The organism is Nocardia sp. GTS18, assembly GCF_013839555.1.
Lineage (GTDB): Bacteria > Actinomycetota > Actinomycetes > Mycobacteriales > Mycobacteriaceae > Nocardia > Nocardia rosealba.
This window is the reverse complement of the sequence record NZ_JACBIU010000002.1, coordinates 86,254-97,809: the sequence shown is the minus strand read 5'-3', so window position 1 is coordinate 97,809 and position 11,556 is coordinate 86,254. Positions and strand designations below refer to the sequence as shown.

The window sequence follows — 11,556 nt, the reverse complement described above, 5'->3', positions numbered from 1 at the left end:
CTACCCGACCGCAGCCACCTCCTTCGCGGGTGTCGGTTCGAACCCGGGCAGTCGACCGTCGAGGTAAGGGATCATCAGCTGGATCAGTGGTCCGATGCCGAAGGCGTACACGACGGTGCCGATCCCCACACTGCCACCGAGCAGCCAACCGGTGACGAGCACCGATGTTTCGATGCCGGTGCGGATCGTCCACACCGACCAGCCGGTCCGGGCGACCAGGCCAGTCATCAGTCCATCGCGCGGTCCTGGACCCATTCCGGCGCCGATGTAGAGAACCGTCGCGGCGGCATTCACCACCACCGCGACAACCATGGCGAGCACGCGCAGCCACAGCTGTTCCGCCGCCGGGATGAGCCACAGGCCGACATCCACCGCCACCCCGATCACCACCACATTGCTGATGGTGCCGAGCCCCGGTCGCTGTCGCAGCGGGATCCAGGCGAGCAGCACGACCACGCCGGTCAGCGCGGTCACCATCCCGAAACTCAACGGCACGTGCCCGGCGACGCCCTGATGAAAGACGTCCCACGGATCGAGACCGAGCCCGGCGCGGATCATCACCGCCATGGACGTCCCGTACAACCACAGACCCACATACAGGGCGACCAGACGGCGAGTAAGCATGCGCACCATCGTGCGCCCTACTGGACCCTCACGGAAGTGCCAATTGCCGAAAACTGGACTGGTGACATGCGGCGCAGGGTCCGTAGCGCCGTCACGCTTCGTGGGTGAGCAACCACCGCTTGGCCTCGAGCCCCCACCGGAACCCACCGAGGGCCCCGCCGATCCGCAGCACCCGATGACACGGCACGAACAGCGCGGCCGCATTGCGCGCACAGGCATTGGCCGCCGCCCGGGTGGCCGCGGGCCGACCGGCCAGCCCCGCGAACTCGGTGTAGGTGACCGGCTCACCTGCGGGCACCTTGCGCAGGATTTCCCATGCGTGCGATAGGAATTCACCCGACTGCTGACGCACCGGCACCGCGTCGATCACGGTGAGATCGCCCGCGTGATAGTCCAGAACCGCGCGGGTGACCTCGCCCAGCGAATCCCGTTGCCGGAGTTCGGCCGGTCGCAGACTCGCGTGCACGAGGCCGGCCAACCCGGTCGCGTCGGCGGTCCAGCCCGAGGCCAGGACCGCGCCGTCGGCGTCGACGAGGGTGGTGAACGGTCCGATCGGAGTGCCGACCGTGGCGTAGTCGGCGTGCGTGATGGTCATGATGTCTCTTTCGTCAGGAGTACGTGGGCAGTGGGACGGCGCCGCGCTGCACGAGCGCCGTCTTCCACAGGTGCATGGACAGGTAGGAGCGCCAGGGCGCCCAGCGTTCGGTGTCGGTGAGGTCGATGTCCGCGAGGGCGGCGCCCTGGCGGACGACCAGGTCGGTGTCGAGCAGGATGTCGGGGTCGGCGAGCGAGCGCATGGTCACGTAGTCGGCGGTCCACGGGCCGACGCCGTCGAGGGCGAGCAGGTCGCGGCGCAGGTCGTCGGCGGTGCGGCCCGAATGCAGCACCAGTTCGCCGTCGGCGATCGCCCGCGCGGCCGACACGATGGCGGCGATCCGGCGGGCGGGCCCGGTCAGCACCTCGGCACCGTGTTCGGCGATGGCCGCGGGCGTGGGGAACAGCAGCGGTACCGGCCCCTCGATCCGTTCACCGAGCGCCTCGACCAGGCGCGCGGTGTGTGTCGCCGCCGCCCGCACCGAGATCTGCTGCCCGATCATGGTGCGCAACAACAGTTCCGGACCGTCGAGACACCCCGGCACGCGGATGCCCGCTGTGAACGGACTGGCGTCGCCGACGTTCGACGTGATCCCCAAGGCCTCGTCGATCCCCAGCGGATCGGCATCGAGATCGAGCAGATGCCGCAACCGGGCGACGGTCGGCGCCAGATCACGCATATCCCGCAGGGCGAGCTCGGCCCGCACATGCCCCGGCCGGAACGACAACCCGATGGTCGCGTGCCCGTGCGGCGTGCGCAGGCTGCGCGTGTACACCCCGTTCTCCCACAGCTCCATCCCCGGCACCGTGTGCGCGGACAGGAACCAGGCCAGCCACCCGGTATCGAGCGGTTCGCGATACGGCAGCCGCAAAGTCAGCAGGCCGGGTGTGGCGGGCGCCTCCACATCGTTGCGTGGTGAGCGGCGCGATTCGGTGCGCATCGTGGTCGGGCTCACCGCGAACACTTCGCGCACGGTGTCGTTGAACTGGCGGATGCTGGCGAAGCCTGCCGCGAACGCGATATCCGACATGGGCATGTCGGTGGTCTGGATCAGCAGCCGCGCGGTGTGCGCGCGGTGCGCCCTGGCCAGCGCGAGCGGTCCCGCGCCGAGCTCGGTTGTGAGCACCCGGGTCAATTGCCGTTGGGAATAGCCAAGTGTCGCGGCGAGTTCGGGCACACCACCCCGCTCGATCACCCCGTCGCCGATGAGCCGCATGGCGCGGGCGGCCAGGTCGGCGCGCACGTTCCACAGCGGCGAACCGGGCGCGGCATCGGGCAGACAGCGCCTGCACGCCCTGTACCCCGCCTGCTGGGCCGCGGCTGCGGTGGGCAGGAACGACACATTGGTGCGCTTGGGCGTGATCGCCGGGCACGAGGGACGGCAGTAGATGCCGGTGGTGCGGACCGCGGTGAAGAACTGCCCGTCGAAACGGGAGTCGCGGGTCGACACCGCTCGGTAGCAGCGCTCGAAGTCCAAAGCCGTGATGGTCACGTTGTCCACAATGACAGCGCGCCCGGCCCGGTGCTAGCGGAAATCGGCCACCTATTCAGCAGCAGCGGTTGGTGGGGTTCCGCTCGGCTTCGGCATAGCGTTCCCGCCAGTAGTCGCGCTCGGACGGCACCGGACGGTCCGGGTGGTTGCGGCGCAGATGGGCGACATACCGCTGGTAGTCCTGGCCGCCGTTGATCGCGCTGTACCACCGGACCACCGAGCGCGCACCTGTCCAGACATGGTGCGCGAGGGCGCGGGCGGCCGATCCGAAGGACCGCCCGCCCGCATCCCCGGCCGAATTCACGACACGTGCACCGATCCGGGCGCGGTCACCTTGCCCTCGGCGATGAGCACGTCCCACTCCTTCTGCACGTCCTTCTCCGCCTTGGTCGACACGAAACCGCTGGGGGAGAAGATCTTCGACGGCTGCTCCTCGGACTCCGAACTGGTCACCTCACCGGTGCGGATGGCCCGCAGGCACACCAGCGCACCGACGACGGTCACGATGAGCACGAGCACCGCGAACACGATCGACAACGTGCCCTGGATGAAGGTGTTGCGGATCGCGATCTCCACCTGCTCCGGCGTCTTGGCCGTCAGGCAGCCCTTGCCCGCGTCCTTGGCGGCCTGGCACAGGCTGTGCTGCTTCCAGTAGCCGAGTTTGGGATCGGCGGAGAAGATCTTCTGCCAGGAGGCGGTCATGGTGACGATGAGGTCCCACACCAGCGGAATACCGGGGATCCACGCCCACTTCCACTGCCCGCGTTTGACGAGGATGGTGAGCACCACCGTCAGCGCGATCGCGGCCAGCAGCTGGTTGGCGATACCGAACAGCGGGTAGAGCGCGTTGATGCCGCCGAACGGATCGTTGACACCCATCAGCAGCACGCCACCCCAGCCGGCGACCACGAGCAGCGAACACACCCACGCACCGACCCGCCACGACGGATCACGGAACTTCTTGAAACCGCCACCGAAGTTGCCCAGCGCGTCCGACACCAGGAACCGCGCGACGCGAGTGCCCGCATCGATGGTGGTGAGGATGAACAGCGCCTCGAACATGATCGCGAAGTGGTACCAGAACGCCTTCATCGATTCGCCGCCGAGGAACTTGTGGAAGACCTCGGAGATGCCGACCGCCAGCGTCGGCGCGCCACCGGTACGCGAGATGATCGTCTGCTCACCGACATCCGAAGCCGCGTCGGCGAACAGGTCCGGCGTCGCGGGCGGGCCGTCGAGACCGAGCTTGTTGGTGTAGGCGGCGGCCGTCTCCGGCGTGCCACCGGTGAGCGAGCCGGGCGCGTTCATGCCGAAGTACAGGTGCTGGTCGATGATCGAGGCCGTGATGATGGCCATCACCGCGACGAACGACTCCATCAGCATGCCGCCGTACCCGATCATGCGGGCATTGGATTCCTTGGCCAGCAGCTTCGGCGTGGTCCCCGAGGACACCAGCGCGTGGAAACCCGACAGCGCGCCACAGGCGATGGTGATGAACAGGAACGGGAACAGGCTGCCCGCGAACGCCGGACCAGTGCCGCTGGAGGCGAATTCCGACACCGCGGGCGCCTTCAGCACCGGCATGGTGATGAGAATGCCCGCCGCGAGCAGCACGATCGTGCCGACCTTCATGAACGTCGACAGGTAGTCGCGCGGCGCGAGCAGCAACCACACCGGCAGCACCGAGGCGAAGAAGCCGTAGGCGATCAGGCACCAGGCGATGGTGGTGCGCGACAGGGTGAACCAGTCCGCGCCCCATTCGGTTTCCGACACCCAGCCACCGCCGACGATGGCGGCCAGCAGCAGCACGATGCCGATCGCGGACACCTCGCCGACCTGACCCGGGCGCAGATAACGCAGGTACACGCCCATGAACAGCGCGATCGGGATGGTCATCGCGATCGAGAACACGCCCCACGGGCTCTCGCCGAGGGCGTTCACCACGACCAGCGCAAGTACCGCGAGCAGGATCGTCATGATGGCGAGGATCGCGACGATCGCCGCGACACCGCCGACGGCACCGAGCTCGTCGCGCGCCATCTGCCCGAGGCTGCGACCGCGCCTGCGCGTGGATGCCCACAGCACCAGGTAGTCCTGCACCGCACCGGCGAAAACCACGCCGACAACGATCCAGATGGTGCCCGGCAGATAGCCCATCTGAGCTGCGAGAACCGGACCGACGAGGGGACCGGCACCGGCGATGGCGGCGAAGTGATGACCGTAGAGCACCCGCCGGTCCATCGGCATGAAGTCTTTGCCGTTGTCGTAGATCTCGGCCGGGGTGGCCACGTCGTCGCGCGGCTTGGTCACCTTCCATTCGATGAATCGGGCGTAGAACCGGTACGCGATGATGTAGGTACACACCGCCGCGATCACGATCCACACCGCGTTCACGGATTCTCCGCGCGCTATCGCCAGATAGGTCCACGCGCCGGCGCCGAGCACGCCGATCCCCGCGAACACAGCCTTCTTGGCGGGCGTGATCGGCGTGCGATCGACGACACCGACCGGAGGCAAGTCCGGTTCGGTCCGCAGATATTCGATGGTCGTCGCCATTGACTCAACTCCTGTACAACGCGCAGAGCCTCGGGTGAAGCATCGACAACGTAGCCGATGTGCTCTGCGCGCCGGACAGGATCACACACGGTCGCGGCCAACATGAAATTTTGTTCAGTGTTGGTTGGAGCGCTGGCGCGCTCGAGTCGGCGGCCCCACAAGTCCCGACGATCAGGCGCCGTTGCTTGCTCCTTCGTCGCCTACGCAACGGCACCTGATCGTCGGGACGGCCGCCGACCGCCGCTGCGCGGCGGACCCTCCTCGAGGTCGGGTCGTGCGGGGTAGGGGAGCGGATCTACTCACCGCCGTAGGTGCCGAAGCTCCAGAGGTTGCCCTCGGGGTCTTGGGCGCTGAAGCCGCGGGAGCCGTAGTCCTCGTCGCGCAGTTCGCGGATGATGGTGGCGCCCGCTGCGGTGGCGCGGGTGTGGAGGGCGTCGGGGTTGTCGGTGACGAGGTAGATGTTGGCGATGCCGGGTGGTCGGGTGCAGAAGGGGGAGTCGTCGTCGCGGCCGGTGGAGCCGAACATGATGCCGCCGCCTTCGGGCCAGCGCAGTTCGCCGTGTTCGACGATCGACGGGTCGTCGTCGCGGGCGTAGACCGCGGTCGCCTCGAAACCGAAGGCGGTGGTGAGGAATTCGATCATGGCGCGGGCGTCGGTGAAGGCCAGGCACGGCCAGACCGCGCCGCGGGTGTCGGTGGAAGTAGTCATGTCCTCAGCCTCGCGCTTCGGCCGCCCCCGGGTCTTGGACGGATGGAATCTCCTCGGCCAGCCATGCTGTCGGCGCCACACCTGCCAGTTCGGCGAAGTCGCGATTCAGGTGCGCCTGGTCGTAGTAGCCGCAGGTGGCCGCGATCTGGGCGATCGAGACATACGACGGCGTGTTGGCGAGCATGCGGCGGGCGCGTTCGAATCGGATGATCCGCGCGGCCAGTTTCGGGCTCGCACCGAATTCGGCGGTGAACTTGCGGGTGAGGTGCTGTCTGCTCCAGCCGATGCGCTCGGCCAAGGGGTTGATCGGACAGGTGCCGCCCGTGCCGACGAGAGTGCGCCAGGCCCAGGTCAATTCGGCGCCGGGGATCGATTCGATGCTGGCCGCCGCCGTGAGCGCACGGTCGCAGGCGGCGAATCTGCTCGGCCAGTCATCGTGTGCGTGTACAGCGTCGGCGAGCTGATCACCCAAAGACCTTCGCGCTTGCGAACATTCGATCGTCACATCCCACATTTCGCTGGCGGGCATCCCGAACAGCACACGACTGCCGAGCGGGGTGAGCTCGATGGCGACACCCTCCTGGAAACCGGTGTGCGCGATCATCGCCGGGGCGGCTTGTAGTCCGCTCAGGACACAGCGGTAGCTGCCCGGTGATTGACGGCGATCGGTCTGCTCCACGACGTCGATCGGCGGGCCGGCGGCCACGATGAACGTCATGTGCCGCGAAGGCAGACCACGGTGCAACCCCGGTTCGTAACCCGTCATGCGATAGCCCACGTACCGGTCGATGAACGCGGCCAGAACCGGCGCGGGGGCTGCGGTCACCACCTCCGTGGTCGCCTCCATACCCGTCACGCTACGCCGGGGCTGTGGTGGCGGCCAGACCGATCGATGTCGGGATCGCACCGGTGGCGCCTGCGCTTCGCCTCGCGGAGTGTGTTGTTGAGCACGCGTCTGAGTGCTCCGCGTGGGGTAACCGAATCGAGAAGGTGCTCTCCGTATCTCGGCGTGTGCGGTGAGATATCGCACTCGGTGATTCCGGGCGTGTGGAAACACGAGGTCAGCCGGTTAATCTTGCGCCTTCGTCCAATTCTGTAGGAGGTGTCATGCGGCGGGTTCAGTACGAGCGCAGCAGTGGTCCGGAGGTGCTCGAGGTCGTCGCGGCCGAGGTGCCGGTGCCCGGTGCCGGTGAGCTGCTGGTCCGGGTGGAGGCGATCGGGGTCACCCTGTCGGCGATCCGGCGGATCAGCGTGGCGCAGCCGTTGCGGGCCGAAGTGGCCGGTGAGGTCGTCGCCGTCGGTGACGGGGTCGACGGGTACAGCGCCGGCTATCGCGTGGTCGGCGTCTGTGACGCCGACGCCTACGCCGAATACGTGCTGCTCTCGGTCGACCAGGCCTCCGCGATTCCCGACGGTGCCTCCGCCGTCGACGCCGTCGCCCTGATGCGCAGCGGGCTCGTCGCCCTCGGCGCGCTCGACACCGTCGCCCCGCGCGACGGTGAGACCGCGCTGGTCACCGCCGCCGCGGGCGGTGTCGGCCACCTCGCGGTGCAGTTGGCCCGTGTGCGCGGCGCGAGCTGGGTGGTCGCCGCGGTTTCCGATGAGAGCAAAGCCGGCTTCGTCCGCGAACTCGGCGCCGACGAGGTGTACACCTACGACCAGCTGCACTGCGGCAAGCAGGCCGACTACGCCCTCGACGGTGTCGGCGGCAACGATCTCGGCAACACCCTCACCGGCCTCGCCGAGGGCGGCCGCGCCGTCACCTACGGCACCAGCGGCGCGATCGACACCGAGGACCTGCTCGCGGGCGGCAAGACTCTCACCGGTTTCCGCATCGGCCGCCTCGCCCAGCGCGACCCCGCCCGCTACGAGGACCTGCGCCAGGAGGTGTGGCAGCACTACGCGTCCGGTCTGCTGCACCCTGTCGTGCACGCCGAGTTCGGCCTCGACGACGCGGCCGCCGCCCACGCCGTCATCGAGCAGCGCATCAACCTGGGCAAGGTCGTCCTCGTTCCCTGAACTGGGTCACCCGATCACCACGCGCCGGCGGCGCCAAAGCCCGGGAGGCTGCCGCCACCACAGCGTGGTGATCGGATGACCAGCATTCGGCTCGGTCTGCCGAGTGCGCCGGACGCCCGCCTGCTGCCGGGGCGGGGGCCGGTCGTCGTCGCGGACCCGTAGACTCTGATCCTTGTGAGCCTCACCCTCGGAATCGTCGGCCTGCCCAATGTCGGAAAGTCGACCCTGTTCAACGCGCTGACCAAGAACGACGTGCTGGCCGCGAACTACCCGTTCGCGACCATCGAACCCAACGTCGGCGTGGTCCCGTTGCCGGACAAGCGGCTCGACAAGCTCGCCGAGATCTTCGGCTCCGAGCGGATCGTGCCCGCCGTCGTGTCGTTCGTCGACATCGCGGGCATCGTGAAGGGCGCCTCCGAAGGCGCGGGCCTCGGCAACAAGTTCCTCGCCAACATCCGTGAGGCCGACGCCATCTGCCAGGTGGTCCGTGTGTTCGCCGACGACGACGTGATCCACGTCGACGGCCGGGTCGACGCCGCCGCCGACATCGAGGTCATCGAAACCGAGCTCATCCTCGCCGACCTGCAGACCCTCGAGAAGGCCATCCCGCGCCTCGAGAAGGAAGCCCGCGTCAAGAAGGACCGCAAGCCCCTGCTCGACGCCGCCAAGGTGGCCGAGGGTTTCCTCAACGAGGGCACTACGCTGTTCGCGGCGGGCAAGAAGATCGACGCCGAGCTGCTGCGTGAGCTGTCGCTGCTCACCATCAAGCCGTTCCTCTACGTCTTCAACGCCGACGAATCCGTCCTCACCGACGACGCCAAGGTCGCCGAGCTGAAGGCCGCCGTAGCCCCCGCCGACGCCGTCTTCCTCGACGCCAAGGTCGAAGCCGAACTCCTCGAACTCGACGACGAATCCGCCATGGAACTCCTCGAGTCCATCGGCCAAACCGAACCCGGCCTGCACGGCCTGGCCCGCGCCGGCTTCCACACCCTCGGCCTGCAGACCTACCTCACCGCAGGCCCCAAGGAAGCCCGAGCCTGGACCATCCACCAGGGCGACACGGCCCCCAAGGCCGCAGGCGTCATCCACACCGACTTCGAACGCGGCTTCATCAAAGCCGAAATCGTCGCCTTCGACGACCTGGTCGAAGCAGGCTCCATGGCCGCCGCCAAAGCCGCGGGCAAGGTCCGCATGGAAGGCAAGGACTACATCATGGCCGACGGCGACGTCGTCGAGTTCCGTTTCAATGTGTAGTCCGTTGCGCCTGGGCTGACTGAAAGAGCCCGGAGCAAGGAGGCCGGCATCGGTCGGCGATGCCGGCCTCGGATAGATGCGCTGAATCAGCGTGCGTTTACGCGCGTCTTCTCGCTCGGGTCCGCCTGATGCCGGCGCTGCGCCACCAGTACCACGGCCACCGCCGCGCTCGTGAAGATCGCGCTGCACAGCCATGCCGTCGTGGGACGGGCGGTGCGGTCGACGACGAGGCCGGCGGTGATCGGGCCGAGGACCGCGCCGACATTGAATGCGGTGGTCGCCAGGGCGCCTGCGATGCGCGGCGCGGTGGGGGCGGCGGTCCGCACGATCGTGGCGATCAGCGTCGATCCCACGCCGAACGCGACCGCGCCGGTCACCACTGCCATGATCATCACGCCGATCAGGAGGTGTGCGGTGAGGGCGGCCAGTAGCCAGACCGCAAGGAGCGCAACGGTTCCGGTGGAGATGATCCGTCGGCGATGGGTGTCGCTGTAGCGGCCTGTGAGGGTGACGCCGGCGAACGAACCGAGGCCGAACAGGGCGAGTGCGAGTGGAACCCACCGGCCGTCCGCGGTGGCGTCGTTCGTGATGGTGCCGAGGTAGGTGAACCCGGCGAAAGTCGCGGCGTTGACAAGGATTCCGGCGACGACAGCCACCCGCACCGCAGGCAGCCGCACAACCGACCATTCATGACGCAACGACAGCGCCTGCGGGTCCTGCCGATCGTCGCGACCGAGCATGAACCACACCGGAACCAGCGCGGCCGCACTGATCACAGCAACAGCCCAGAACGTCGATCGCCAGCCCCACGCCTGCCCCAGCAGGGTGCCCGCGGGCACACCGGCGATGCAGGCGACCGTCACTCCTGAGATCACCACAGATGTCGCTCGGCCGACCGACGCCGGGCCGACCAAGCGCGGCAACGCGGCCAGGGTGACCGCGAGGAACCCGGCGTTGGCGACGGCGGCGACCACCCGCGTCACCAGCAGCACCCCGAACCCGGTCGCGACCGCCCCCACCACGTGGGCGGCACAGAACAGCGCCAGGAACGCGGTGACCGAATACCTGACCGGCAACCGGCCCGCCGCCGTCGCCATCACTGGTGCGCCCAGCACCATGCCTGCCGCGAACAGCGATGTCAGCAGACCCGCAGCGCCGAGGGAGATTCCCACGTCGCCCGTTATCTGCTCGAGCAATCCCGACACCATGAATTCGGATGTGCCCTGCGCGAACACCGCGACAGCCAGCACGAAAACCACAACGGGCATAAGAGAAGACTCCCCGGAAACATGGGCGCCACCATCACCACGACGGCACCCGGGATGAGTGCGGAAGCGGGTGATCGGTCACCCGTCCGCAAGAAGCGACATCATCCGGCGTCGCGAGATGGGCGAATACCGCCGGGCGCACAGCGACCAGCGGGGACCGACCTCACAACGCCGCCCGGCACAGGCCGAGCGGCTACCGTCTTGACGCCTCCGGGGAATTCACGCCGCCACCTTAGCAATCGGCGAGCCGGCCTGCCGAAGACGACGTCGAGGAATTCCGTTTCGACGGCCGGCGTTGACAGGCGCTGTGGAATCCGAACATTTGCCTCGTTACCGCCTGCTGACCGGCCCCGACGACTCGAGTTTCTGTCGGCGGGTCAGTGAAGCGCTGGATATGGGCTACGAGTTGCACGGTGGGCCGGCCGCGACTCATGACGGGGAGCGCGTCGTCGTGGCTCAAGCTGTCATCTGGACGCGGGACGAGCCGACGCCGGCGCTGCGGTCGTAGCGCCGGCTGACGGGTCGCGATGGCGTGCCGGATCAGCCGACTGCGCCGCCGGGCGGGATCGCCGGGACGATCGTCTTCACCGGGAGTTTGACCCGGGTGGAGCCCTGCCAGTAGCCGACGGTCGCATGGCCGGTGGTCGGGTCGAGGAAGGTGCAGTTGACGTTGCCGTAGGCGGTGCTGCCCGCGGGGGCTGAGGTCTGGAAGGAACTGCTGACCCAGCGGCCCTGGTGATTGGCGGAGCCGCCGATGGCGGTGTAGTCGAACTCGCGGTAGGTGCCGGTGGTATTCGCGCTGTTCTCGACGGACATGTCGCAGGCGGCGGTTCTGCCGGAGGGGATGTAGACCTGCCAACTGAGAGTGACGGTGCCCGGGGCGGGGCTGGTGATACCTCCGTCGACGCCGTTGGTGGCGTGCGCGGTGGGGGCGAGGGCGGTGAGGGCGGCCAAGCCGGTGATGAGCAGGGTTGTCGTCGCGAGCTTCTTGATCGGCATCCGGGGGCTCCTACGGGGTGGGATCGGGGCGTAGGTCAAT

General features: G+C 68.1%; 12 protein-coding genes. 3 read left to right on the top strand and 9 right to left on the bottom strand.

Annotation, left to right across the window (positions count from 1 at the left end):
• The 7 genes from HYG95_RS03540 to HYG95_RS03510 form a co-directional block, all read right to left on the bottom strand.
• Complete coding sequence (locus HYG95_RS03540; RefSeq protein WP_181696578.1) at nt 1-624, bottom strand: YitT family protein; 624 nt, start codon at nt 622-624, stop codon at nt 1-3.
• A 91-nt stretch (nt 625-715) separates the two neighbouring features.
• Nucleotides 716-1,219 (bottom strand): methylated-DNA--[protein]-cysteine S-methyltransferase, encoded by a 504-nt coding sequence (locus tag HYG95_RS03535; RefSeq protein ID WP_181696577.1) that lies wholly within the window; start codon nt 1,217-1,219, stop codon nt 716-718.
• Between the two features lie 13 nt (nt 1,220-1,232).
• On the bottom strand, nt 1,233-2,720 hold the full coding sequence (locus HYG95_RS03530; protein ID WP_181696576.1) for an AlkA N-terminal domain-containing protein: 1,488 nt from the start codon (nt 2,718-2,720) through the stop codon (nt 1,233-1,235).
• Between the two features lie 46 nt (nt 2,721-2,766).
• Nucleotides 2,767-3,015 carry a YbdD/YjiX family protein gene (locus HYG95_RS03525; protein WP_181696575.1) on the bottom strand — a complete coding sequence of 83 codons (249 nt, stop codon included), beginning with the start codon at nt 3,013-3,015 and terminating at the stop codon, nt 2,767-2,769.
• Nucleotides 3,012-5,267, bottom strand: coding sequence for a carbon starvation CstA family protein (locus HYG95_RS03520; protein ID WP_181696574.1), 2,256 nt, complete (start codon nt 5,265-5,267; stop codon nt 3,012-3,014). Before HYG95_RS03520 ends, HYG95_RS03525 begins: the two co-directional genes overlap by 4 nt.
• A gap of 295 nt (nt 5,268-5,562) precedes the next feature.
• The gene (locus HYG95_RS03515; protein ID WP_181696573.1) at nt 5,563-5,976 is read right to left on the bottom strand and encodes a VOC family protein; all 414 of its coding nucleotides are present in this window, start codon (nt 5,974-5,976) and stop codon (nt 5,563-5,565) included.
• A gap of 4 nt (nt 5,977-5,980) precedes the next feature.
• The gene (locus tag HYG95_RS03510; protein WP_181696572.1) at nt 5,981-6,823 is read right to left on the bottom strand and encodes a helix-turn-helix domain-containing protein; all 843 of its coding nucleotides are present in this window, start codon (nt 6,821-6,823) and stop codon (nt 5,981-5,983) included.
• A gap of 260 nt (nt 6,824-7,083) precedes the next feature.
• Here HYG95_RS03510 and HYG95_RS03505 point away from each other — a divergent pair, with 260 nt between their 5' ends.
• Both HYG95_RS03505 and ychF read left to right on the top strand, forming a co-directional pair.
• On the top strand, nt 7,084-7,995 hold the full coding sequence (locus tag HYG95_RS03505) for a zinc-binding dehydrogenase (RefSeq protein WP_181696571.1): 912 nt from the start codon (nt 7,084-7,086) through the stop codon (nt 7,993-7,995).
• 174 nt (nt 7,996-8,169) lie between these two features.
• Nucleotides 8,170-9,249, top strand: coding sequence for a redox-regulated ATPase YchF (gene ychF, locus HYG95_RS03500; protein WP_181696570.1), 1,080 nt, complete (start codon nt 8,170-8,172; stop codon nt 9,247-9,249).
• An 86-nt stretch (nt 9,250-9,335) separates the two neighbouring features.
• Here ychF and HYG95_RS03495 read toward each other — a convergent pair whose 3' ends face one another.
• Complete coding sequence (locus tag HYG95_RS03495) at nt 9,336-10,517, bottom strand: Cmx/CmrA family chloramphenicol efflux MFS transporter (protein WP_181696569.1); 1,182 nt, start codon at nt 10,515-10,517, stop codon at nt 9,336-9,338.
• Nucleotides 10,518-10,824: 307 nt separating this feature from the next.
• On the opposite strand from HYG95_RS03495, the gene HYG95_RS03490 reads away from it, so the two are divergent.
• Entirely contained in the window at nt 10,825-11,025 is a 201-nt protein-coding gene (locus HYG95_RS03490; RefSeq protein WP_370465665.1) for a DUF1737 domain-containing protein, read from the top strand.
• A gap of 32 nt (nt 11,026-11,057) precedes the next feature.
• Here the strand turns inward: HYG95_RS03490 and HYG95_RS03485 are convergent, their stop codons facing one another.
• Complete coding sequence (locus HYG95_RS03485) at nt 11,058-11,516, bottom strand: hypothetical protein (protein ID WP_181696568.1); 459 nt, start codon at nt 11,514-11,516, stop codon at nt 11,058-11,060.
• Nucleotides 11,517-11,556: the final 40 nt, after the last annotated feature.